Consider the following 25,210-nt stretch of genomic DNA (forward strand, 5'->3'; position numbering starts at 1 on the left):
TGATCAGACTGCTCTCGGCCGACTCCCTGACAATTTCCTGCGTCGACCAGGTCCCCAGCCGGGCCGTTGTACCTCTTTGAGACGTGCTCATGATTGTGAGTGGTCAGGGGTCTTGCGAGGGAGTGGATTCCGGATCAAGCCCGGAATGACAGTGGTGGAGGTGGAATGACGGTGGTGCGGCGCATGCGTTTATTTATGTTTTGGATTATGGTTCACCCTCAATACGAATCACTCAGCCCCATCTGCCGCAACTTCTTCTGCACCACCTTACTGCCCGGGTCGAGCATCAAGGCCCGCTGATACTCTTCACGGGCGCGAAAGGTAATACCCTCAGTGCGGTAATAATCACCCAGCTGCACATGAAATGGTGCATAATCCGGCAACAGCTCAACCGCCTGACGCAAAAGCAGCAGCGCCTGTTGCGGCTGGCCGTTTTCTCGGTAAAATCGTATGAGCCTGTCAAACCATTGCGGCTTGAGTTCCTCCGTCCCCTCCAGTAAAAACAGCGCGGTAGCGAAATAATACCCGGCCTCCTCGCCATCCCCCATCTTGTGCAGATACTCGCCATAGGCTATCCAGTCATCGACCGAATCGGCCAGCAACAGGTCGATCTCGGCCCGGCTGAAGGAAAAGTCGCTAAACAGCGGTGCCCATTTCTTCGCCAGTGCCGGCGTCCGCTGGAGTCTTTCGCCGATGACCTCCACCGCCTTTGCCCGCTCGCCCTTTTGCAGGAGAAACTCCGCCAGGGTCAAGGCCAGTTCATCATCGTCCTGGCCGCGCCGGGCCCCCTGTTCCAGCAGCATCGCCGCCTGTGCCTGATCATCGACCAGCAGACCGATACTCTGCAGGGTGACACCATGCATCGGCATCCGTCGTGCCGCCTGGAGGAAATAGGCCAGACTCCGCGCAGGGTTCTGCACAGTCCACTCGATGGTCGCCAGTTTAAAGGGATAGCGATGTTCCAGGGGATCAAACCACTGCGCCCTGGACACCCCGTCAATCAGTTCCTGCCGACGATTGTCACTGAGCTGCCGGTTGACATAGATCCCCTGTACCTTGCCGTATTCCGTCCGGGCGCGCAGCGTACCGTACTGCACCAGCAGCGTCACAACCGTCATCAGCAGGGCAAGGGTGAGCAGGCCGACGTTCTGTTTACCGCTCTGTTTGGGCAACAGCGTGGTCGTGCCGCAATAGTCAAAGCGGGTATTGACGACGGCGACGAGCAGTCCGCAGAAAAAGAAAAAATACAAGCCATCGGCGCCGTTATGCATATTGAAATCGGTAACGCTGTGCATAAGCATGGCGATAATTCCGGTAAAGGCGCCGATGCCGAGCAGAACGGCATACTGATCTCTTCTCGCCCGAATCATGGTCCAGCCATGGTGCAGAACGGCCAGGACAAACCAGGCGGCCAGGGCGAAGCCGATGATGCCGCCGTCGGTCAGCAGCTCAAGGTAGTCATTGTGCGCATGGTCAAAAATATGATAGCCGGGAAAGCTGCGGTAGGCAGGAAAGATATCGACAAAGGTGCCAAAACCGCTGCCGAAGAGGAAAAAAGAACCAATGATGCGCCGCGAATCGGCCCAGAGCGCAAAGCGCCCATCATCAAGCTCGCCGGAGCGGGTAATACCATGGTTGAATTCGGCGATAACCGTGTCCCAGCCGAACCAGGAGACAAACATCACCACGCAGCCGATAATGACCAGAATCGCCGCCCGGCCGTGCTTCGGCCTCTTCATGTTGTAGAGCAGCATGAACACAAACGCCGACAGGGTTATGGTCAGGATACCGCCGCGGCACAGACTGACGAAGACGGACAGGGCCATGAGCGTCGCCGCGCAGCCGAGAAACAGATAGAGATTACTGCCCGGCATGGTAAAAAAGCCGACCACCTTCTCGCGCAGGCTCTCCCGCCCATGCACCCTCGGCCGGTAAAAGAGAAACAGAGCAAGGGCCAGCGGACTGATCATCTCCATGAACCCGGCAAACTGGTTCGGATTGATCCACGGGCCAAATGGCGAGGCATTGTCCGGCACGGCGCGCAGCCAGTAAATCTTCTCCGGCGAACCCATCTGCTGCACGATGGCCAGCAGGGCGATGGCCGCCGCTAGCCCGACGACGAGGAACACGGTCTTTTTCAGCCGGCCGCTGATGCTCAGCAGCTGGACGGTCAGCACATAAAAAAGACCGTAGCAGGCGATGCGGAGAAACTCCTGCAGCGTCGCCTTCTGATTGATGGTCAGCGGAATCCATTCCCCGCCGGTCAGCGACAGGACCGGCGCATAGGCAGCATAGGTCGACGGCGAGAGAAAGCGCACCACGGCAACAGGCAGGGGAAGCAGCTGCAGCAGCATAAAGAACAGCAGCAGCAGCAAGGGCAGCGCGCCGGGGACAACATAGAGCTTTTTGCGGTAAAAACAGGCCGGCAGCACCAGGAGCAGGGCGGCAACCCCGGTCAATAGCTCAAGCGTGGCCAGCGACCACAACTCCACCGTGCCGAAGGCCAGGGGGGCAAAGATGAGCAGGAAAAGAAACAGCCGGTAGGAATATTTCATGGAATGAATCTGTCCGGCATTGTTTGTTAGGAGTTATCCTTGGAATAATAACTACTGTATCCGTAGTAGTACTCGCCCATATCCCGGCTTTTCATGCCGTTCAGGACAAAGCCGAGAAAGCGGGTCTGTACGTCATGCAGCTTCTTCATGCCGTTGTCCAGCACGTCGTTGGTGGTTTTCCCGGCACGGACCACAACAATGGTACCGTCGACATACTGACTGAGTACCAGGCTATCGGTGACACTCTGTACCGGCGGCGAGTCGAGAAGGATGAAATCGTATGTTTCCGCCAGGGTTTTAACAAACTCCTTCATTTTCGCCGAACCAAGCAGTTCGGCGGGGGCCGGGGGAATCGGTCCGGACGGAATGAAAAAGATATTGTCTTCAAGGACTTTTTGCACCACATTTTCCGAGGTGGAGCCGGACAGAAAAGAGCTCAGGCCGATGTCGTTCCTGCCGCCAAACAGCTCGTGCATGCGCGGACGGCGTAAATCGCAATCGATTACCAGCACACTGCTGCCGCCCTGGGCAAGGATCCGGGCGATATTTGCCGTCGTCGAGGTCTTGCCCTCCTGGGCGTTCATGCTGGTCACCAGCATGGTCTTCGGCGGCCGTTCGGCGGAAGAGAGCAGCAACCCGGAGCGGATAAGCCGATAACTCTCGGCCAGCGGCGACAGAGGATTTTTGCCGATAAAGGAATCGATGGACTTATCCTTGCCGCGCAGCTCTTCAATGGACCCAAGCACCGGCAGCCCGAACTTGTCTTCGAGTTCCTGCCCGCCCTTGACGGTATTGTCGAGGTACTCGATGAAGAAGGCCAGGCCGACACCGCTGAACAGCCCAAGGATCAGGCCGAGCAGCAGGTTGCGTTTTTTGTTCGGTTTCGAGGGGAATTCCGGCAGTTCGGCCTTTTTCATCACCCAGATATTGACGCTCTGCGACTGTTCGGTGACCCCTTGTTTCTTGATGCCGGCCTGCAGGGTTTCATACATGACCCGGTTGCTGTCGACCTCCCGCTTCATGATCTGGTATTGCATGAATTTTTCGTTTGAGCCGAGCATCTCCCCTTTCGTCTGGGCCAGGAGCTCTTTCATGCTCTGTTCTTTCGAGGCAGCCAGCTCATAGGAATTGGTCGTTGAGGAGAGAACTCGCTCGATTTCAAACCGTTTCTCATCATTTAAAATGCGCAGCTCGGTGGTGACCTTGATCATCTGCGGATGCTTCGGGCCATACTTCCTGGATAATTCCTGTTTGGTCTGGTTGGCCTTGTAGATACGCTCCCTGATCGACTTCAATACCTCATTTGTCGCCAGCGAGGGAAGTTTTTCCAGCTGTTCAAGGCTTTTCCCGGCGGCTTGAATCTGGCTGATCTGATCCTGCAGCTCCTTTTTCTGCGCCTCGGCCATGGAAATCTGCCGCCCAAACTCACTCAGCTTTTGCGGCAGAACCGTCAGTTTGTCCTCAACGGTCACCAGATCATTTTCCCGCATGAAACGCTGCAGTTCCCGCTCGGAATATTCGAGCTTTTCCCGCTCTTCCTGCGCCTTATCGGTCATCCATTTGACCGAATAACTCGAGGTGCTCAGCTTGATCTCCAGCATCTCGTCCATATAGGCCTTGACGATGGCGTCGGCGACAAGTTTCGCCATAGCCGGGTCCGTGTCGCTGTAGGCAATACTGACGATCTTGGTGTTCTTCACCGGCATGACTTGCAGACCTTGGCTGATTATTTCCGCGATGATCTGCTCATCAGTCTTTGGTTCAACCCCGGGAATAGCCGGCGCCGCCGTGCTGTCACCTTGTTCTTCAGGGCTGTTTTTTAAAAAAGCCAGTGCCGGCTGGACCACCGCCCCGAGCATGTTGTTGATGACTGTCGCGATGGAGCCGGTTTTTTCGTCTTTAAAGAAATAATGGCGATACCGTTCAGCCAGCTGCAGGTTGGCGACAACCTTTCCGGCAACATTGGCGCTCTTGATGATTTCCGCCTGGGTATCCAGAAAATCCGGGTCAAAGCGATATTGATCATCGAGCCCCTGGCTGCCGTAATTTTTCTCGATAAGCACCTGCGAGGCGGCGGTATAGATCGGAGTTTTGGTGAAGGTCATGACCGCCGTGGCCAGAAAGACAATGGTGAAAATCGTCAGAATGATATATCTCCGCTTGCTGATTATCCGGAAATAGTCACGCAGATGAATCTCCTGCTCCTCAAACTCCTCGGTGGGGTGATCTTTATACATTGATTTTATAAAATTATTGCGTTGATGATGGTGATGGCTAAGTAAAAAACTTCCTATGCGAGGCATGAAATTGTTAAATCATTTGGGCGTATTAGAGTACTTCGTAATGATTTAACAATCGTACCCCAAGGGCACTTCCTGTGGGCGCACAACGCAGCAGATGAAGATTTTTTACGACGCCATCAGAAGAAACTTTCGGGAACGACTACTACATCATTATCCTGCAGGGGCATGTACAGATCAACATTCTTTGACACCCGCTTTTCATTATTGACAATACGCACGACATTGATGCTCGATTTCGCCGCCTTACCGTTAAAGCCGCCGGCCAGCGCGACCAGCCGCAGAACGGTAGTACCGTCACCACAGGCATAGGTGCCCGGCTTCTCCACCTCGCCGGTGATAAAGCACATGCCGGCCTTGGAAATAAAGACGGTGTCGCCATCGGTGATCTGCATATTCTGCGACAGGTCGCCTTTCTCGATCAGCGCCAGCAGATCTATGACGATAACCTTCGCGGCCCCGCCGTCTTTTTTCCGCTGGATAGTGGCCGTGTCACCGGCATCCTTTTCCAGCCCGCCGGCCTTGGAAACCAGCTCGAGAAAATTGGTCGGCCCGTTCAGCTCAATGAGTCCGGGGGTCCGGACATTGCCGAGGACCACCACCTTTTTACTGCGATATTCTTCGACAAAGATATTTACCTGCGGGCGGACGAGGTAGCCATCGGCCAGCAGGCGGGTTATCTTATCGGTAATTGCGTTGACCGTGCCGCCCTGCACCTCGACCTGCCCGAGCAGCGGCATGACAATGGTGCCGGATGACGACACCCTGACCTTGGTGGTAAGATCCTCGTTATCGTAGACGCTGATGGCCAAGACGTCGCCGGGCCCGACCAGGTAGTCTGCGGCCCGAAGAGTTGTGCTGCAGAGACAAAACAAGAAAACCAAGCTGCCGAGGGACAGAAATTTCACTGGTGCCTTACTCCAAAAATATATCATAAACAAACCGGACAAACTTTCTTTGCCATCAAGCCGGATTACAGAGCAAAGTTCAAACTAAAGAAAAGCGTATTGGTTTCATAATCAAACAGATCATCGGAAGAATCACGCACCTCAAACTCATAGGCCAGCTCACCCATCAGCCAGTCCTGGAAAAGATACTCGACAGACGGCCTGAATCGATAGGTGTCATCGTCCCGATCCGAATTAGCCAGCTCTTCATAATCGGCCTTCTCGTAACCGACAGCGGCTTTACCGGTTATCTTCTCGGTAAATGCCTGCCGGTAACCAAGCCGCGTCCCAAGGACAACCTTCTCGGAAGCAAGTGTCGTGTCCGATTCCTCATTCAATCGATAAAAGTTCAACTGCAGGTCGGTTTTTTCGGTAGCACGATACAGGGCCTGGAGATCGACAACAAAATTGTCCGAATCGTCAAACGCCGGGGACTCGGTGTCATAGTCTTTCTGCTGCAGACCGGCCTTGAACAGCAGGGCCAGCTTTTCCGTGGTGTTCCAGCGCAGCCCGGCATAATACGAGTTCTGCGTGTTGTCTTTCTCGGTGGCGGAATCATATTCGACCGCCGCGTAACGGTATTGCAGAAACAGCGAGGTCTTACCGCTGTATTTATAAAAGCCATAGACATCGACCACATCGTCCTGCCGATCGAGATACTCGTTGATATTGTCGTCATACGTCAGGACGAAATTAGAATAATCAACCTTTACCCGGACCTTCTCGGTAATATCCCAGTCGGCGGTGGCCATGAGCAGATTGCTTTCATATTCGCGCTGATCCTCATCCGTCGCCCCGCTGAAACCAAAGTCGTCGTGGCCAAGATTATATCGGTCGAGCAGCTGCAGCGAAAGTCCGCTGGCCATATTGTAGCGGCCCAGACCTTCGAGGGTGACATCTTCGGTGTTTAAATCAGAATCTTCCGAATAGTAAAACAGGTCGGCGCCGGCCAGGGCGTAGAGCTGATAGCGGTCGGTGTCTTCGGGGTTGTCAATTGCCTGCTGCAGGCCGCCGGGGGAGGTGTTATGCGGCGTCATGGTAACCGGGATGATTTTCTTGCGCGGCAGGGTAAACCACATGCCCGGAGAGACCCTGGTCAGGAAATTACTGGTTTTATCTGAATCAACGTTATACAGGTTATCGGTTAAGCTGCCCTCCAGGCTGAGATAAGGATGGAGGTAGCCGCCTTCCAGACCAAAAAGTTCATCGACGGCGGAGCCGGTCTCCTCGGGCAGCATGGACACATTTCCCTCGGTGCCCTGGCCCTTCGGCATCTCCTGCGCTTCGGCACAGTGCCCGGCAACCGGAAAAGCCGCCAGACAGACTACAACGAACAATGATATACGTTTCATCCCTACTCCCTTTTTACAGATTTTATATTTGATGGCGTCGCAAAAAAGGCCGACACTGAAGAGAACAGGTCAGCCTTCAAATTTGACACACAGGCTTGGCAGACAGAAAAATATTTTCTCCGGCTCTCCTAAAACTTGCCGGCAAATTTATCAGGACTGGCAAACGTTTTACCGGGGGAGGTACGCGGAGGACCAAAGCTACGCCCCGGTCCCCTGTCGCCGGGGGTATAGGGCTCGGTATCGACCACCTTATCGCCGCATTTTTCGACGCTTTTCTTGAAACCCGCCGTAACGACCGACTCGGCAATATGAGCTTTTGCAGCCGCTTCGTACACATCCTGGCCACCGATACCGGCGCAGTACAGCGCCTCGACAACATTTTGCGGATTGATGCCCGGCAAGGCCATACTTTTTTCAACAATGACATCCGGGGTAATGCCTTCTTTCAATCCATCCTCAACGGCGGCATTGATATTTTTGTTGTTGTAGGTGTCATTGAAATTGGTCAGCCAGTCAGCCCATGCAAAGGATGATGCCAATCCGACAATAAGCAGTGCTGCTAAAATTCTTTTCATGCTCTTACCCCTAAGTTATTTCTTTCGAATGTAATCAGTAACCTGCAGACGATGCAGTGTTAAACCGAAAAAACTACTACCATACTCAATACCCGCTGACAATACAAATTTTTGTACTCCTAGACAGTTGCCGGCTTGACATCGGCAACGTGTTGCGGAGTCAACTGCTCCAGATACCTGTCAAGAAGCGCTGCTTTTTCAGGCGTCATGTCCTGAAATTTAAACCCGTGATACCCGACCCCGTCATGTGTTGAGGCCCAGAGATGTTCTGCCTGCACCTCCAACTTTGCTAAATCGACGTCATCAGGAAAAATGATCGACAAGGTCATGCGGTCGTCTACTTTCTCGAGTCCATTTATTTTAGCCATGCAACCGGTCTGCGAGATATTCAACACCCGGCCTCGATACATCGACCCTGATTTATCGGTCGCAGAGCTCACCATCAGGCTGACATAATACCTTCTGCTCTTGCGAAAAAGTTTCAAGGCATCAAAACAACCAAAGACAAATCGTAAAAAGAGCTCGATGCCGACCGGATACCGGTGTTTTTTTCTCAGCTTCATACAGTAGCGGAAAAATCCGATGATACAGAAAGACGCGGCGAGACAGACGAGAAAATAGACAACAAAGAGGGCAAACAGCCACGATTCGGCAAGTCCATGGACCGGACCGAGCAGGCTGCAGCTCCCCATCAGGACACTTATGGCCAGGATGGTCCGGACCGCCTTGGCCTTGTTCATGCCGTAACGTAGAAAAATATGATGCAGATGATGCTTATCGGGCTTGAAGGGGCTGTCTCCATGGGCAATCCGCTTGAACATGACAATGATCGTATCGGTGATCGGTACGGCAAGGATGAGCAGCGCGGTCACCGGGGTCGTCGCGGCATGTGCGCCCTGGGTCATGGCCAGCGCCATAAAGGCCAGCGAGAAGCCGAGACAGAGACTGCCGGCATCGCCCATGAACAACACCGAGGGATACCAGTTAAATCTGAGAAAACCGAGAACGGCCCCGGCCAGGGCCAGATTGAGAAGCATCAGGGTACTGTTTCCGGCAAAGGAGGCATGGATGGCAAAAAAGATAAAGGCAATAAAAGACAAGCCGCCGGCCAGCCCGTCCAGCCCGTCAATAAGGTTGACCGCATTGGTCACGCCGACGACACAGAAGATCGTCACCAGCCAGGCACCGACCGCCCCGCCCGGCACATCCAGGGTGCCGATGCCGAGTAAATCGCCAAAAGTTGCCAGCGTTATCTTGCTGAAATAGATCAAGGTGCCGGTGGCAATGATCTGCGCCATAAATTTCTGCTGATGACCGATTTCCTTTAAATCATCGAGAAAGCCGACGAGCAGCAAAATGGCCAGGCCGAGAAAATATCCCCACAATCCATCTATCGGAATAAAGGCAAGACTGGTAAGGCTGACAGCCATCACCATACCGATCCCCCCGACCAGCGGCCGCGGCCGGATATGCACCTTGCGGTTGTTGGGTTGATCAATCAAACCAATATGCCAGGCAATGTTGGAAATTTTTGGCAAAACTACCATTACCGAAAAGAAGGCCACCAGAAAGACGAGGATGATGCGCAGCTCTAAAGAAATCATAATAAACCTTTCCCAGGCAAAATTACCGAATCAAATACGATTGGCCACTGACATAACACATTTGCCTGAAAATTAAATGGGTATAAATACCCATTTTATGCAAAAAAAATTAATTTAAACATTAGTCTAACATTAATCTGGGGACATAATAAAATTAACGTATTACGGCCTTAGAGTAATGTGCAAAGCCACCCAACGTGCTCCAGATTCAAAGTGTCTCATTTTAACGTAAGAAAAGTCAAGGTCTCATTTTGCTTTTTTTCTCTGTCGCTCGCATCCACCACCGTCATTCCGTGTAAACTTCCGTCATTCCTCGCCTGACCCGAAATCCACACTATCGAAAGAAAAGGGATAGCTTGGTCGGACTCCGAATTTCAAATTTCAACTTGACATCTTCTAAGCCCCATGTGGTAATCACAGCAAAAAAGTCTTCTTGAAAACTCCCTGGGCCTTTTTCAAAATTGGCGCATCGAGCAGTAACTGGCCGGATACGTGCTGTCCGGTCATCTCGAGGATACTGCCCCAGAGCTTGATCGCCTCATTGGGGTATTGCACCAGATTTTTGCTCAATCCCCGTTCCTCTTTGACGGAAAAGCCCTGGATGCGGACGTCCTGACCGGAAAGCCTGAGGGAGACGCGCAGAAGAAACATCGACCGCGGCAGATGGTAGCTTGACGTGACCAGAATGACCGACCGCAGCTGGTTGTCCTGGATGGTCTGGACTGTCTGGTAAACATCCTCGAAGGTCGACCTGCTCTCGCCGCCGGGCAGTGTACTGATGGTTTCCGGCGCGCCGTTCTTTGTCAGCAGTTCCTGCAGGTGTGGAGCAGTCGTACTGATCACCATAAAGCGCGGCGCCAGATCATCTTTTACGAGGTCAATGCCGGTGATAATGCGCCGGCTGCCACCGGGAAAGACCACGACAAGGTCTGCCGGGTCGAGCGTCGCCGTACGTCTGGCAAAATAGATCGCGGTGCTGGTCTGGATCACGGCCACAAGACCGAGAAAACAGACGATGAGTATGAGTATGATTCTTTTCATTTTGTTTTTATATTAAACCACATACCCCTGCTCCTCCAGATACAGCAATATTTCCTGCACCGCTTCCATCGGCGTCATGGTGGTGGTATCGATGGTCAGCTCGGGGTTGGAGGGGGGAATATAGGGATCGGTGATGCCGGTGACCCCTTTTACCTTGCCGGCCCGCGCCTTGGCATACAGCCCCTTGCGATCGCGCTGTTCACAGACCTCGAGCGGGGTGGCCACGTGTACCTCGATATAGCCGCCGTAGCGGGAGATCATCTCCCGGTTGGCCTGCCGCGATTCCTCGTAGGGGGCGATGGGCGCGCACAGGGCGATGCCGCCGTTTTTGGTGATCTCGCTGGCGACAAAACCAATGCGGGTAATATTCAGATTGCGGTGCTCCTGGGAAAAGGTCAGCTCGGAGGAGAGGTTCCGGCGGACGATATCGCCGTCGAGCAGGGTCACCGGACGATCGCACATCTCCATGAATTTGACCAGCAGGACCTTGGCAATGGTCGATTTTCCCGAGCCGGAGAAACCGGTCATAAAGATGGTGAAGCCCTGTTTGGATCGGGGCGGGAAAGAACACTGCAGCTGATCCACCACCTCGGGATAGGAGAACCAGGTCGGCACATCCTCACCGGCCACCAGCCTGCGGCGCAATTCCCGCGATGATATGGTCGCCACCTCCATTCCTTCTACCTGCCCGAGCACCACGTATTTTTTCAATTCCGTGTGATAGCCCATTTCCCGCTGCGGCACCATGGCGATACCGGTTTCTTCGGCATAGGCCGCGACCATCTCCTGGGCGGCGCCGCGTCGGTAAAAACGCTCTTCGCCGTCGCCGGCGGCCAGGGGGTCGGCATGATCAGCAGCGACCATGAAATGGCTGCAGCCGAAATTTTTGCGGATAATCGCCTGCCACAGGGCCTCTTTCGGTCCGGCCTTCCGGCTGGCAAAGGGGGTTAGGCCGAGCTTGATCATATTGGGCGGAAATTTTTGCGTAAAGGCCTGATAACAGCGGATCTGGGTATAATAATCGAGATTGCCCGGATGGCTCAGGTCGGCCACCGGCTGCAGAAAAATGGCCGCTCCCACCTCCCGCGCCGCGGCAATAACCATCTCCCGATGGGCACAGTGCAGGTATTCGTCGGTATGAAAGCCGAGTACCTTGCGCCAGCCGTTCATGGTGAAGGAGCGCACCGTCTCGGACGGGCTGAGGCGCAGATGGCGAAAGTCATAGTGGATCGGCAGGCTGACGCCTTCCAACCGGCCGGAGATATAGTGGTCGCCAACCCGGTCGTAGATCTGCCGTACCCCCGGATGGAGCGCCGGATCGTCGGTGCCGTAGACCGACAACGCCTCTTTCTTCTTGTCCGGCTGCCAGATTTCTTCGACGGTCAGAACAGCCAGCAGAAATCCTTCCTCATCATTGAGGGCAATCCGATCGCCGACCGACAGTCCGGCGGCAATCTTTTCCGACACATCGAGACAGATGGGCATCGGCCAGACGGTGCCGTCGGCCAGGCGCATATTCTCGACCACCGCATCATAATCCTCGCGGCCGAGATAGCCGTTCAGCGGATACAGACCACGGTTCAGCAACAGTTCGATATCACACAACTGCCGCGATGACAAATCTATCGACTTACAGTCCAGCGCCTCGGCGCGCAGCGCTTCAACCCGCCGGAAATGAACAAGCAGGCTCTCTGAATAATTATTATCCACTTTTTTACCTTTGGTAATCTGATTAATGCATGAGAGAAGCAACAGCCCCTTCCAACGCACCAAATTCGTCATCTGTCAAAAAATCAAACCAAGCCGCCCTCTTGCGCACCGACAACGTTCCGTTATTCTGAAGACAAAGCTGAATAAATAAATCGATCAGGCGATCCGGCATGTCAATGATACCCTGCATCTTCTTTTTTGCATCGTCATATTTAGAGAGAAAGCTGAGCTCGGCAGCAAGTTCCTCATCGATGGTCTTGTTAACAAACTCATACAGTGCTTCCGCCTGTACCGTCATATCCATGTACTGATACCACCAGGCGGTCTCATTTTCGACGGTCATTTGCCCCACCTCATCCAGCCTGTAATCAATGAGCTGCAGCAAAGGCCGGGAGAAGGCCTCCAGAGAGGCATCATACTCCGCTGGATTCTTGAGCATTGCCGCCGACACCGGGAACATCAGGCCTGGTGGCACCAGGTGCCGAATGGCGAGAATGTTGTGGATAAGGAATCGATGAATCCGGCCGTTTCCGTCCTCGAACGGATGGAGGAAAACAAAACCATAGGCAATTGCCGCCGCATGAATAACCGGTGACACCTTGCCGTCTTTCATCCGCTTATGGCACGTGATCAAGCCGTTCATCAAAACCGGCAGATCGCCAGGATTTGGGCAGATAAAATGGATGACCTCTTTTTGATAGGAGGCAGTTTGCCCGACGTAATTCTGCTTGGTGCGGTAATCACTGTCCTTGAATCGCGGATCAACAATCCGGTTTTGCAGATCTATTAATCGCTCCTTTATACAGAAGTCCTCTTTTCCGGCGAGTTCCAACGATGCAATGAATTTTTCAGTGCGGCGGGCATTGGGCTTTATGTTTTCAATTGCAAAGGATGATTTTGTCTCCTTGTTATACAGATAACCGAGTGCCTGACGAAGAAGTTCCGATGGATAAGAGGCGAAAATATCCTCGCATTTTTGGGACAGATCAGCTGCATCCATTCCGGCAAGTTTCTCTGTTTTTCGAATGATCGGGCAGAATTCCCTGGTTCCGAGCAGGTTGTTGACAATGCGCTGCCGCTGGGACTTCTCTCCATGGGCAATGGTGTAATATTTCTTCGGCTCCAGCGCCACAACATAATTACCCGCAGTAATATCATCTATGGGGAGGTGGGTGCCAAGCAGGAACTCATAAAAAAACCAGATCCTTCGGGCATACTTTCCGGTGGGTTTAGATTTGATATAGTCGGTAATCTCACTGATGGAAATACGTTCGAAGATGCATCGCAACAGAGCCAGATTAATGCCGTCATACTTCAGCGCAAATTCCAGATGGTCGCCGGCTGTATCTCCAGGCCAGTACCTTACCGGATAAAAGTCTTCAATAGCCCCATCGCGTACTCTTGATCGATGACCTCCGCTGGATGACACCAATGAGATATGCCAATGGGGCACCTCCACCAGCTCAAGTTTTTCCAACAGGTACGCATAACCCGCCGGACGAAGATCCAAAACGTGTATTTCCATCAGCCAACCTAGTAAAATTGTTATGGTGTTGGCATTATAATTAGAAATGAACTAACTGCCAGTAAAACAATTACAAACCAGCAGCCACCTCCTTACCATAATCATGGGCCATTTTGATACCGCCACCAATCGAAGCGGCTTTCAGCATCAAGGGGCTACCGACCATATCCATACCGAAGATGTTTTTCATGGTCTGGAAGATTCGATCAGCCGCCTCGCCACTCCAGCCGTACGACCCGAAAGCACCACCTTTTTTGCCCTGCAGCCCGGCCTTTTCGGCAAGGAAGAGAAAGGATTTCATCCGGTTGATCATCTCGCCATGATAGGTGGATGAACCGAAGATATAGCCATCGTAACCGGCAAGATCTTCTTCTGTCTTGATATCGTTGACATTCTTTAAGACGACATCGGCCATCGCAAAGCGCAGGCCTTCGGCTATCAGCTCGGCTATTTTCTGGGTTTCTCCGGTCCTGCTGGCATAGACTATGAGTATCTTGGACATATTTTCTCCGTTTGTTTTGTTTATGTATTCGTCCCCTGCTTCATGTAAGCAATAATATCATCACTTTCATACATGGACACCTCACCGTCTATCAGGAAGGGGACCATTTGCTTGCCGCCGACCTGCAGCACTACCTCTCGTCCCGGTGTTCCCGGTGATGCATCGATTACGGTGAAGTCCTTGCCTTCCTTAAGGCCGAGTTTTTCCGCTGCGGTGAGTACTTTTTTACAATATGGGCAGCTGGATCGTATGTAGAGTTTTATCATTTTATTCCTTTTGTTTTGATTTTTGATTGTCGGCATTGAACCATCAGCTCCGCACACCGGTTCCTTTTTTCAGAAGATAGAGGGTGGTCAAAAAAAGGCCCACGGAAAACAGCAGCAGCATGCCCAGGCCACCCCAGACATTGATGTCGGCGATGCCGAGAAAGCCGTAGCGGAAGCCGCCGATCATATAGACGACGGGGTTGGCTTTGGACAGCATCCGCCAGAAGTCGGGCAGCAGGGAGATTGAGTAAAACACCCCGCCGAGGTAGGTCAGCGGGGTGATGACAAAGGTCGGTATGATCGAGACGTCATCGAATTTCTTGGCAAAAATGCCATTGATCAAGCCGGCGAGCGAGAAGACAAAACTCGTCAGCAGGGCAAAAAGCACCGTGAAGGGCACGCTAAACAGCGGTAGCCTGACAAACAGCAGGCTGACCAGCGACACCAGCATGCCGACACAGAGTCCGCGGGTCATGCCGCCGGAAATATAGCCGAGAATCATCACCCAGTTCGGGGTCGGGCTGACCAGCAGTTCTTCGATGTTCCGCTGGAACTTGGTACTGAAAAAGCTCGAGACGGTATTAGTGTAGGAATTGGTAATGATCGACATCATGATCAGTCCCGGGGCGATAAAGGCCATGTAATCATAGCCGTCGATATCGCCCAGCTGCGAGCCGATAAAGCTGCCGAAAATGATAAAGTACAGGGTGATGGTGATCACCGGCGGCACCAGCGTCTGCAGCCAGATGCGGAAGATCCGTATAATTTCCTTGCGGGCGATGCTGGTGAAGGAGATCCAGTTTCTGCGCATCATTCGACCATCTCCATAAAAAGTTCTTCGAGGCGGTTGGCCTTGTTGCGCATGCTGTCGACGACAATACCCTGCTGGTCAAGATGCGCGAGGATTCGGTTCATCGATTGCGATTTATTTTTCGTCACCACCAGGGTTCCATCATCCATCAGGGAGAATTCGGTATTTTCCAGGGGGTTGACCGCCGTCACCGGGGTTTTCGTGTCGAAAAAGAAGGTCTCCCTGTCAAGTTTACGCAGCAGTTCGCGCTTACTGGTGTTCTCGACGATTTTCCCCCTGGTGATGATGGCGATCTGATTGCACAGCTGCTCGGCCTCCTCGAGATAGTGGGTGGTCAAGATGATCGTCCGGCCCTGGCGGTTCAGTTCGACGAGAAAATCCCACATGCCCCGGCGCATTTCCACATCGACGCCGGCGGTCGGTTCGTCAAGAATGAGCAGTTTCGGTTCATGGACCAGGCCGCGGGCAATCATCAGCCGCCGTTTCATGCCGCCGGAGAGCTGCTGGGCGGCGACGTTTCGTTTATCCCACAGGCCGAGTTTTTTCAGGTACTTTTCGGAACGGACCAGCGCCTCCCGCCGGGGAATGCCATAATACCCGGCCTGCTGGGTGACGATGTCCTGCACTTTTTCAAATATCGAAAAATTGGCTTCCTGGGGAACGACGCCGATCAACCGTTTTGCCGCCGGAAAATCGTCATCGATGTCGATGCCGAAAACGCGCACCTTGCCGGCGGTCTTGGTGACCAGCGAGGTAATAATGCCGATTGTCGTGGTCTTTCCGGCACCGTTGGGACCGAGCAGGCCGAAGAAGTCGCCTTCCTGGACGTCAAGCGTCACCCCGCTCAGTGCCTGGAAGCCACCCTGGTATTGTTTCTGCAGATTCTGAATCGATAAGGCGAGCATATTGTTTTAATTAAGCGAGCTTGATGAAATAGTCGACGATCTCTTCGGCCAGATTTCTTTCTTCCAGGGCCGAGATCTGCATAATACCCGTCGGACAGGTGATATTAATTTCCGTCAGCTGTTCATCGATGAGATCGAGGCCGGTAAAATGAATGCCATGTTCGAGCAGCCAGGGTCCGACCTCGGCGATGATTTCTTGCTCTTTTTCCGTCAGTGCGGTCCGTAGCGCGTCGCTGCTGGCGAAATTGGCGTGGTAGCCCTGTTTAGGCCGGCGCATGGCGGCACCAAGAAACCTGTCGCCAAGCATGATCACCCGCTTGTCACCTGCATAGACATTCTCCAGGAATTTCTGCACCATAACCGGCTGCTTGCCTCCTTCAGTATACGCGGCGACCGTGGCCCGGTCCGACGGTTCTATCTTTTGCACCGCTTTACCCTGAAAGCTGTCGAGGGCTTTGATGACACTTGTCCCCTGGGCGGTAAGAAAATCCCCGATCAGATCAGGGTCCGAACTGACCAGGGTCGGCGGCATATGGTGGATAAAGGCCAGGGAAATCAGCTTTTCATTGAAGTTGCGCAGCGACGACGGTCTGTTGACCACCGGCGCCCTGGCCAGGGACAGCAGCTGGGTGGCATAATGAAAGGCCATGTCGTAGGGCGGTTCCTTGCGCATGAAAATGAGCGCGTAGTCATCAAGACCCCGCACCCGTTTTTGGCCGGATGCGTCGGTGGCGATTACCCCAACATGGGTCTCGAAAAACAGCTGCTCAATCGTTGCCGTATCCACACTGATGCCGGACTTTCGGGCCTGGTCGATAATCGCCAGGGAGGTATCCGTCTTTGCAACCAGGCCCTCGATGGGGTCAAGCACTACTAACCATTCCACTCTGCTTCCTCCTTTTATTTCGGATAATTGATGAGTTGCTATACTAATCACCATAGGCCTTTGCTGCAAATGAATCTGGGCAAACAATAGCACATTTAATTACCACACAAGTGTTGCAACACTTGTGTGGCAAAGAAAATGATTGTGTCGCATAGCCAGGGCGCATGGTCCTGCCGCATGCCGGCTGTCGACTGCGGATTTACTCACCTGTAGCCGGATTTCGTCACGACCGGTCACGCTGGCATTACATATGCTATTGAGATATTGACCAGGATAGGCAGAACCCAACAGCTCCTTGCTGCAAATAGAGACAGAGGGATTGCGGAGGATTCAAAAAATGACATTTTTTCAAAGACCTGCATCAAACACCCCGTTTTCCACGGAACACGCCTGTGTCACCTATCTGTTTCAGAAGCGCTGGCCGTGGGGCTTCAAATGCCCCTTTTGCCAAAGAGTGCAGAAGGATATGGCCCCCGCCTATACGGTGGTCTGCCGCTATTGCCGCAAACAGACGTCCATCACCGCCCACACCCTGATGCATGGCAGCAAGAAGAACCTGGTCGCCTGGATGCGCGTGGCCTCGCAGTTCTGCTTCCACGAGCAGGGCATCAGTGCGCGGGAGCTGCAGCGGCTGATGGAGCTGTCCTGTTATCAGACCGCCTGGAGCTGGCTGCAGAAGATACGCCATGGCGCCGCCCTGGCCGAATCGGCGCCCTGCCGCGACACCGTTCTATTTGACGTTATCCCCCTGCAGCTTGCCGCCGCCGGCGAAAAGAAAACCCGTGATATCGCCATGGCCCTGGAGATGGAGCATGCCAGGGCGGAATCGATTCGGCTGCGGCTGACGGTGCTCGACAGCAATGCAGCCGAGGAGATTCCGGCGGCCATCGACAGACTGGTGCAACAGGACACCATTTTGCTTCTCCCCGATCATTTTCGTCAGGAAATGGCTGCCCTTAACGGCAGGTATCAGCTGGCAGCACCGACCGCCGAACAGCTGACCCAGGGGCAGCTTCTCCTGCGGCAAACCGGCGACTGGCTGGACAGACTCTACTGCGGGGCGATTGATTCCTGCTACCTGCAGAGCTACCTCGATGAATTCTGTTTTCGGCACAACACCGTGTCCTGGCCGGACCGGCTGGCAGTCCTTGATCATCTGCTGTCCGGACTGATCGCCCCGACCGACAACAGGACGAAAACCAGCCAACCAGCCGCCGGGGGGCAATGACATGAAAAATAGTATACAGACAGGCTTGCTTTTGATTTTTCTCAGCGTCCTGACCATACTCGGTTACAACGCCTGGTTATGGGAAACGACACCGCCCGAGCGCAGCTACACCGACTTTCTTACCGAACTGCATGGCGGCGACATTGTCTCGGTCCATCTGCAGGGCGGGGAGATCCGCGGCGAGGACAAGATCGGCAGAGCCTTCCGAACCTTTTCCCCCGATCCCGCCCCGCTCATGCCGCGGCTCATTGACGCCGGGGTGACCATCACTGCCGAGGAGCCGCCAGACCTGTTTGACCGGCTGCTGCCGCTGGTTTTCCTGATCGCCATCCTGGCGGTTCTACGGATGTTTTTCACCAAGGGGGCGATGACCGGCAGCAAGGTGTGGACCAACAAGCGTTTTCAGCTGAGAGCGGAACCGGCGGACATGAAGACCTTTGCCGATGTCGCCGGTATCGACGAGGTCCAGGAGGAGCTGAAGGAGATCGTCGATTTTTTGAAAAACCATGAGAAGTACAACCTGCTCGGCGGCCGCATCCCCAAAGGCGTACTGCTGCAGGGCCCGCCCGGCACCGGCAAAACCCTGCTCGCCCGGGCAATCGCCGGAGAGGCCCTGGTGCCCTTTTATCTGATCGGCGGCTCGGATTTTGTCGAGATGTTTGCCGGCGTCGGCGCCTCGAGGGTCAGGGAGCTGTTTGCCGTGGCCAAGAAAAATGCCCCGTGCATCGTCTTTATCGACGAAATCGACGCCATCGGCAGCAGGCGCGGCGGCGGCAACGGCTCGCACGAGGAACGGGAACAGACCCTCAACGCCCTGCTCGTCGAGATGGACGGTTTTTCCAGCAACGAAACGGTGATCGTCATCGGCGCGACCAACCGGCCGGACATCCTCGACCCGGCCCTGCTCCGTCCGGGCCGATTTGACCGGCAGCTGACCGTTTCTCTGCCGAACCTGCACGGCCGGGTAAAGATCCTCCAGGTGCACACGCGCCAGGTGACCATCTCCCCGGCCCTGAACCTGACGGTCATCGCCCAGGGCATCCCCGGCTTCAGCGGCGCGGACATCGCCAACCTGGTCAACGAGGCGGCCCTGACCGCCGCCCGACAGAAAAAACTGTCGGTGGAAATGGATGACTTCGAGGCGGCCAAAGACAAAATCATGATGGGCCTCGAACGCAAGAACGCCGCCATCAATGAGAAGGAACGGCGCATCATTGCCTACCACGAGGCCGGTCACGCCATTGTCGCCCGGCTGCTGCCGGATACCGACGAGCTGCATAAAATCACCATTATCCCCCGGGGCATGGCCCTCGGCCTGACCCAGCAGGTGCCCATCGAAGAGCGCTACACCTACTCGCTGCCATATTTACTCAACCGGATCAAGGTGCTGCTCGGCGGACGCATCGCCGAAAAAATTGTCTTCAACCATTTGTCCACCGGCGCGGCCAACGACATCGCCGGGGCGACGGACATCGCCATGCGCCTGGTCTGCGAGTGGGGCATGAGCAGCGCCATCGGCTCGACGGTGTATCGCCGCAAACAGCAGCAGTTTCTCGGCAGTGTCGAAACATCCGGCAATTTCAGCGACGTGACCGCCCGGGAAATCGACCTCGAGGTGCGCCGGATCATCAACGACTGTTATGCGGAAACCGAGCAACTGCTGCGCAGCCACAACCGGCTCATCCACGACCTGGCGGAAGTGCTGCTGATCAACGAAACCATTGATGCGGAAGAAATGGAGATAGTCATGCATTGTTACATCAATACCGAAAAAAGTGCCAAACCAACGCCAGATGAACAGAATACCATCGACCATAAAGAGGAGATCCCGGCATGAAAAAACGTAAACCTGGTGCAAGAATATGTTGTCTGCTGCTCGGCGGCATGTTGTGCACTTTTCCGGCAACGGCCATGGATATCGACGATGCCCCGGACAGTGTGACGCTCGATTATCTGCAGGAACTGTATCAGCCGGTGACCTTTGACCACCGCATGCATGCGGAAAATTATGCCTGCAATGTCTGTCATCACCACACCACCGGCGACGGTCCGCACGACGCGGTTTGCGCCAAGTGTCATGCCGCTTCCCCCGAGGTCGACGACGTCTCCTGTTCCGGCTGCCATGAAGAGAAAGAGACGGCGCCGACAGCGGCGGCAAACGGTGCCGAGAGCATGATCTATCACCTTGACAAACCGGGCATCAAAGGGGCGCTGCATCTGCAGTGCCTCGGCTGCCACACGGCCGAGGGCGGGCCAACCGGCTGTCAGGAGTGCCACGCCTTCACCGCGGCGGGGAGGAAACGCTTCCTGGTACAAGAATGATGGCGTCGTAAAAACTCTTCATCTTGTTCGTTGTTACAATTTTTCTATCATTACGACGTACTCTAGTACGCCGAAATAATAGAAAAATTGCACGCCTCCAATATGAAGCTTTTTACTTAGCCATCGGAAATCGAAGTTTTTACGAGTTTTTCCCACTGCAGAGAAGGAGAACAGAATGTCAGAGAAAATAAGCCGAAGATCCATCCTGAAAAATGGCCTGGCCGGGACCATCGGCGCCCTGCTGCTGCGCCCGAAGACCGGCGAGTCCCATGAGATCAAAAAATATCCGCACAGCATGGGCGTGCTGGTCGATCTGACCCGCTGCGTCGGCTGCCGGAGCTGTGAGGCGGCCTGCAATGCCGAACAGAAGCTGCCCGCGCCGCTGCAACCCTTCACCGATATGGAGGTTTTTCAGGAAACCGAGCACGGCCGGCAGCGGCGCACCGACGAAACCCGCTACACCGTGGTCAACCGCTACGAGGTGCCCGGACAGGAACACCCGCTGTTTCGCAAGGTGCAGTGCAATCATTGCCAGGAACCGGCCTGTCTCTCCTCCTGCTTTGTCAATGCCTATACCAAGACCCCCGAGGGCGCAGTCATCTACAATGCCGATGTCTGCGTCGGTTGCCGCACCTGCATGGTCGCCTGTCCGTTTTATATTCCAACCTTCAAGTATTCCAGCGCCTTTTCCCCGCAGATCATGAAGTGCGTCTTCTGCTACGATACCAGGCTGAAATTCGGCAAGCAGCCCGCCTGTGTCGAGGCCTGCCCGCAGGAGGCACTGCTGTTTGGCCAGCGTGACGACCTGATCAAGATCGGCCGACGGCGCATCGAGGAAAACAGCGGCAGCTATCAGGATCATATTTACGGGGAATATGAAGCAGGCGGCACCTCATGGATGTATCTGTCGAGTGTGCCCTTTGACGAGGTCGGCTTCGACACGGATATTCCCCATGAACCTATTCTCGATTCGGTGAAAAATTTTCTCGGTATCGTCCCGATGGTGCTGACCATCTGGCCGGCGCTGTTTGCCGGTTTCCATCTCCTGGCAACCCGCAAGGAACGGCCCCGGACAGGCAACAATGACAACGGACAGGAGGATGAACAATGAAGGCGCTTATCTCTGAAGATATCCACTTACCCATCAGTGGAACGAGCCAGGGCGATGGCTCCGCATGGTCCCTGCGCAAAAAGATCTTCCTCGGCCTGACGACGAGCCAATACCTCGAGCAGCTGCGGCGAAATCCGGTGAACTGGCTGCTGCTGCTCATTTTCGCCGTCGGCGTGCCGCTTCTCCTGCAGCGGTATATCTACGGCCTCGGCTCGGTTACCCATGCCTCGAACGATTACCCGTGGGGGCTTTTTCTCGGCTTCGGCCTGTTCGGCATGGTGCCGCTGTCGGCGTCGGGCTTTCTCCTCGGTACCACGGTCATGCTCTTTGGCCGGGAGGATTTCCACCCCATCGAACGCCTCGCCCTGCTCAATGGCCTGCTTGGCTATTTTTTTGCCGTGGTCTACCTCGAGGTGGATCTGGGCATGCCCTGGCGGCTGGCCTATCCGATGTTCGTCTCCCTCGGCCCGGCGGCGGTCCTTTTTCTCGTCGCCTGGCATGTGGCCACCTATCTTTCCGTGCAGATCGCCGAACTGCTGCCGGCCTTTTTCGAGTGGCTTGGTCGACCTGCCTGGAAATATTACATAAAACGCATCAGCCTGGGCCTGACCATCGCCGGAATCATTCTCTCCACCCTGCACCAGGGCGCCCTCGGCGCTCTGTTCACCTATGCCCCGACCAAGCTGCATCCGCTGTGGCTGTCGGTCGAGTTTATGTGGATCCATTTTCTCTGCTCGGCGATCTTCGGCGGGCTGGCCATGGTTATCGTCAGCTCCACCCTGATCAATCGCTTCATGGCCTGGCGCTGCGGCAAGGCCTTCAGGGAAAACCTGGACTACATGACCCTGGGCCTGGCCAAGGGGGCGAGCTATGCGATGTTCACCTATCTGGTCATCAAGCTTGTCGCCGTTGCCCATGACAATGAATGGGAACATCTTCTTACCGGCTGGGGGTTTTATTATCTTATGGAGATAGGTATCGGCGTGGTGCTGCCGATGATGCTTTTTGCCAAGGCGGTGCGTGACGGCGCGGTTGCCCTGGCTCGCTGGGCGGCCTTTATCACCGTGTTCGGGGTGGTCTGGAACCGGCTGAACACCGCGCTGTTCGCTTTCAACTACCAGCTCTATCAGGACGTGCCCTACTGGAAAGAGATCTGGCTGACCGTCACCCTCTATGCCCTCTATTTTATTGTCTACCGCTTTATCGTCTATCGGTTGCCTATTGTCTTTGACTGGGAGGAGGATAGGGCTGGTAAATAGGGCCTGGCATTCCCACGCCGGAGCGTGGGAACGAGATCCCCCGACCACATTTCTCGTTCCCACGCTCGAGTGTGGGAACGTACAACTCCGGCGTAACAACGAGCCAGCCGAAAACCTATCCGAAAGAGTGTACAACACATATGTCGCGCTGTTGCAACACTCCCCCACTCCATGCGACAGTTTTTAGTTAAATACTTACCATAAGCAGCATCCGCCGATCCTCTCTCCGCAAGCACACATTATTATAACGTTATATTACAATCACTTATATAAATTTAATAAAAATACGAAATTTCTTTTCCACAAGGTTCCATCCGGCACGACCCGTGCAATATAAAGAGTAAATCGAGGGTAGCACAACACATCCAGCCACTCTTATTCACCACACATTAACGGAGGACACCATGAACGCTCCTATCATCACCAGAGAAAAAATTCAGATCGATATCGCCGATGAAATCATGAGCTTTACCCGGAAAGCAGGCGCAGTCGTCTGTGCGGCTATCGGCCTCTGGGGCCTGACCTGTCTGGTCGCTGCCCTGATAAATGTCGGCGCCGTTGAAGTCATCCAGGGGTATTTCACGGCAATCACCGGATTCTAAGCCGGACAACTTCCTGACAACAGCAAACACGAATCATTATACACAACAGGAAAATCTTCAGCAGGAGAACAGACATGACTATGAAAGGAATAAAACCCGTCGGGGCATTAATGATCGGTACCGGAGGCCTCTTCGGTCTCTGGGCGCTTGCGGCAATGGTTGGTGGCCTGCACCGGGTCAACTGGCAGGTCACCGAGCTGGTGCGGCAATACCTGGTCGCCAGCGGTATGATCCAGCCGATCCACACCATGGTGGATTTTTATACGCACATAAAAGGCATTGAATATATTATCTGCGTGATGTTTTTCGTCGCCTTCCCGGTCTTCTTTCGCTACGTCGAGAAACGTAAAACCACCATCAGGAGTTAGGGGAGTTCAGCGTTTTTTTACCTTGCCCTTCTGAAATTTTTCCCGGTGCCTCGCCTGCCGCACGGCTTTACCGGCGACGGAATAGCCGAAGGTACCAATGGGGTGACGGGAGAGGGAGAAATATTCTCCGTGACAATAGGCCAGCAAGCCGGCCTGGCCCAGCTGAATCGTGCCGTTTTTGTCGATAAGGGATTTTTCCACCTTGTTTCTGACAATCTCGGCCACGAACAGATCATGGGTGCCCAGCTCGGTGACGGAACGTACCTTGCATTCCAGAATCACCGGGCTTTTCTTCAGCGATGGGACGGCGACATCGGTACCGGGTTCCAGTTCCATGCCGAAGTGTTTGATCTTGTCGACCTTTCTTCCTGAACGACAGCCGCAGAAATCAGTCATTTTCGCCATCTCCCTGGTGGTCAGGTTGATGACGAATTCACCGCTTGCCGTGATATTTTCATGGGACAAGCGCTCCTTGCGCACGGCAATGGTCACCAGCGGCGGGCGGGTGCAGGCGACTCCGGTCCAGCCGACGGTAAACACATTGACCTTGCCTGCCGTATCGATGGTCGTTACCAGCACCGCCGGTACCGGGCCGAACAGGATGGAGCCTTTGAAGAGTTCTTTCGTCACGGTGGTCCCTCTAGCTTTCGTAGACAAGGTCAATCGGCATATCCGCCTGCCGGGCGGCGGCGACCGCCAACCGATCGCAGCGCTCGTTGAGCTCGTTGCCGGCGTGGCCCCTCACCCAGTTGAACGACACGTCGACACCATCGAGCAGCTCGAGCAGTTCCTGCCAGAGATCAACATTCAGCACCGGCTGCCCGTCACTCTTGCGCCACCCTTGACGACGCCACTTCCTGGCCCACCCCTTGGTGATGCCGTTGACCAGATAGCTGGAATCCGAATAGAGGACAATCTTTTTCCCGCAGTGGTGCAGCTCGCGCAGGGCGACGATTGCCGCCATCATTTCCATGCGATTGTTGGTGGTATGCCGGAAACCGCCGCTCAGTTCCTGACGCTGGCCGGCCCGCTCGATGACCACCCCATAGCCGCCGGGACCGGGGTTGTTGATGCAGCCCCCGTCGGTATAGACGACGATTACCGAGGGGTCATGCTGCCGGGGAGCGGCGCCGTTGTCCCGGCTGTGGTTTTTCGAGGCCTCTTTTTTCGCGTACAGGGGGTTTTCCAGCCACGCCTCGGCCTCGGCCCTGGTGGGAAAACTCTTGAACTTTGCCGCGGCAAAGCCCTTCACCTGTTTCTCAGCCGTCGCCCAGTCCCGATATATGCCGGGGCAGCGGCCTGCGGCAACCACGTAGAATTTCTCTTTCGCCATGTTCTTTT

Annotated in this window: 23 protein-coding genes; 7 read left to right on the forward strand and 16 right to left on the reverse strand. The window is 54.5% G+C overall.

The genetic code is table 11. The features are described from left to right. Positions 1-218 precede the first annotated feature (218 nt). The 14 genes from ACYQ8U_RS01200 to ACYQ8U_RS01265 all read right to left on the reverse strand — a co-directional run bounded on the left by ACYQ8U_RS01200 (position 219) and on the right by ACYQ8U_RS01265 (position 16,979). Complete coding sequence (locus ACYQ8U_RS01200) at positions 219-2,555, reverse strand: O-antigen ligase family protein (RefSeq protein WP_459943674.1); 2,337 nt, start codon at positions 2,553-2,555, stop codon at positions 219-221. Between the two features lie 26 nt (positions 2,556-2,581). Further along, a complete protein-coding gene (locus ACYQ8U_RS01205) occupies positions 2,582-4,792 on the reverse strand; it encodes a GumC family protein (protein ID WP_459943675.1) in 2,211 nt (736 codons plus the stop codon). Positions 4,793-4,974: 182 nt separating this feature from the next. After that, positions 4,975-5,763, reverse strand: a complete 789-nt coding sequence (locus ACYQ8U_RS01210; RefSeq protein WP_459943676.1) for a polysaccharide biosynthesis/export family protein — start codon at positions 5,761-5,763, stop codon at positions 4,975-4,977. Between the two features lie 65 nt (positions 5,764-5,828). Continuing rightward, entirely contained in the window at positions 5,829-7,154 is a 1,326-nt protein-coding gene (locus ACYQ8U_RS01215) for an outer membrane beta-barrel protein (protein ID WP_459943677.1), read from the reverse strand. Between the two features lie 128 nt (positions 7,155-7,282). Further along, entirely contained in the window at positions 7,283-7,729 is a 447-nt protein-coding gene (locus tag ACYQ8U_RS01220; RefSeq protein WP_459943678.1) for a hypothetical protein, read from the reverse strand. 119 nt (positions 7,730-7,848) lie between these two features. Beyond that, a complete protein-coding gene (locus ACYQ8U_RS01225; RefSeq protein WP_459943679.1) occupies positions 7,849-9,333 on the reverse strand; it encodes a PilZ domain-containing protein in 1,485 nt (494 codons plus the stop codon). A 414-nt stretch (positions 9,334-9,747) separates the two neighbouring features. Then, positions 9,748-10,374, reverse strand: coding sequence for a YdcF family protein (locus ACYQ8U_RS01230; protein WP_459943680.1), 627 nt, complete (start codon positions 10,372-10,374; stop codon positions 9,748-9,750). Between the two features lie 12 nt (positions 10,375-10,386). Continuing rightward, positions 10,387-12,084 carry a bifunctional sulfate adenylyltransferase/adenylylsulfate kinase gene (locus tag ACYQ8U_RS01235; protein WP_459943681.1) on the reverse strand — a complete coding sequence of 566 codons (1,698 nt, stop codon included), beginning with the start codon at positions 12,082-12,084 and terminating at the stop codon, positions 10,387-10,389. A gap of 22 nt (positions 12,085-12,106) precedes the next feature. Beyond that, a complete protein-coding gene (locus ACYQ8U_RS01240) occupies positions 12,107-13,609 on the reverse strand; it encodes a Fic family protein (RefSeq protein WP_459943682.1) in 1,503 nt (500 codons plus the stop codon). A 70-nt stretch (positions 13,610-13,679) separates the two neighbouring features. Further along, positions 13,680-14,111 (reverse strand): flavodoxin domain-containing protein, encoded by a 432-nt coding sequence (locus ACYQ8U_RS01245; RefSeq protein WP_459943683.1) that lies wholly within the window; start codon positions 14,109-14,111, stop codon positions 13,680-13,682. A gap of 20 nt (positions 14,112-14,131) precedes the next feature. Beyond that, positions 14,132-14,374 carry a glutathione S-transferase N-terminal domain-containing protein gene (locus ACYQ8U_RS01250; protein ID WP_459943773.1) on the reverse strand — a complete coding sequence of 81 codons (243 nt, stop codon included), beginning with the start codon at positions 14,372-14,374 and terminating at the stop codon, positions 14,132-14,134. A 46-nt stretch (positions 14,375-14,420) separates the two neighbouring features. Continuing rightward, a complete protein-coding gene (locus ACYQ8U_RS01255) occupies positions 14,421-15,191 on the reverse strand; it encodes an ABC transporter permease (RefSeq protein WP_459943684.1) in 771 nt (256 codons plus the stop codon). Beyond that, positions 15,188-16,093: an ABC transporter ATP-binding protein gene (locus ACYQ8U_RS01260; protein WP_459943685.1), complete on the reverse strand. Its 906-nt coding sequence runs from the start codon at positions 16,091-16,093 to the stop codon at positions 15,188-15,190. Before ACYQ8U_RS01260 ends, ACYQ8U_RS01255 begins: the two co-directional genes overlap by 4 nt. A 10-nt stretch (positions 16,094-16,103) precedes the next feature. After that, positions 16,104-16,979, reverse strand: a complete 876-nt coding sequence (locus ACYQ8U_RS01265; RefSeq protein WP_459943686.1) for an ATP-grasp domain-containing protein — start codon at positions 16,977-16,979, stop codon at positions 16,104-16,106. 337 nt (positions 16,980-17,316) lie between these two features. On the opposite strand from ACYQ8U_RS01265, the gene ACYQ8U_RS01270 reads away from it, so the two are divergent. The 7 genes from ACYQ8U_RS01270 (at position 17,317) to ACYQ8U_RS01300 (ending at position 23,869) form a co-directional block, all read left to right on the forward strand. Next, entirely contained in the window at positions 17,317-18,207 is an 891-nt protein-coding gene (locus ACYQ8U_RS01270; RefSeq protein WP_459943687.1) for an IS1595 family transposase, read from the forward strand. Between the two features lies 1 nt (position 18,208). Continuing rightward, the gene (gene ftsH / locus ACYQ8U_RS01275) at positions 18,209-20,044 is read left to right on the forward strand and encodes an ATP-dependent zinc metalloprotease FtsH (RefSeq protein WP_459943688.1); all 1,836 of its coding nucleotides are present in this window, start codon (positions 18,209-18,211) and stop codon (positions 20,042-20,044) included. Then, the gene (locus tag ACYQ8U_RS01280) at positions 20,041-20,529 is read left to right on the forward strand and encodes a cytochrome c3 family protein (protein WP_459943689.1); all 489 of its coding nucleotides are present in this window, start codon (positions 20,041-20,043) and stop codon (positions 20,527-20,529) included. Before ftsH ends, ACYQ8U_RS01280 begins: the two co-directional genes overlap by 4 nt. A 175-nt stretch (positions 20,530-20,704) precedes the next feature. Then, on the forward strand, positions 20,705-21,640 hold the full coding sequence (locus ACYQ8U_RS01285) for a 4Fe-4S dicluster domain-containing protein (RefSeq protein ID WP_459943690.1): 936 nt from the start codon (positions 20,705-20,707) through the stop codon (positions 21,638-21,640). Then, positions 21,637-22,899 (forward strand): polysulfide reductase NrfD family protein, encoded by a 1,263-nt coding sequence (locus ACYQ8U_RS01290; protein WP_459943691.1) that lies wholly within the window; start codon positions 21,637-21,639, stop codon positions 22,897-22,899. Before ACYQ8U_RS01285 ends, ACYQ8U_RS01290 begins: the two co-directional genes overlap by 4 nt. A gap of 404 nt (positions 22,900-23,303) precedes the next feature. After that, positions 23,304-23,501, forward strand: coding sequence for a hypothetical protein (locus ACYQ8U_RS01295; protein WP_459943692.1), 198 nt, complete (start codon positions 23,304-23,306; stop codon positions 23,499-23,501). Positions 23,502-23,575: 74 nt separating this feature from the next. Beyond that, entirely contained in the window at positions 23,576-23,869 is a 294-nt protein-coding gene (locus ACYQ8U_RS01300) for a hypothetical protein (protein WP_459943693.1), read from the forward strand. 6 nt (positions 23,870-23,875) lie between these two features. On the opposite strand, the gene ACYQ8U_RS01305 is transcribed toward ACYQ8U_RS01300, so the two are convergent. Both ACYQ8U_RS01305 and rnhA read right to left on the reverse strand, forming a co-directional pair. After that, the gene (locus ACYQ8U_RS01305; RefSeq protein WP_459943694.1) at positions 23,876-24,499 is read right to left on the reverse strand and encodes a flavin reductase family protein; all 624 of its coding nucleotides are present in this window, start codon (positions 24,497-24,499) and stop codon (positions 23,876-23,878) included. Positions 24,500-24,509: 10 nt separating this feature from the next. Continuing rightward, complete coding sequence (rnhA, locus tag ACYQ8U_RS01310) at positions 24,510-25,202, reverse strand: ribonuclease HI (protein ID WP_459943695.1); 693 nt, start codon at positions 25,200-25,202, stop codon at positions 24,510-24,512. Between the last annotated feature and the right edge of the window lie 8 nt (positions 25,203-25,210).

The organism is Desulfocastanea catecholica (genome assembly GCF_054657295.1).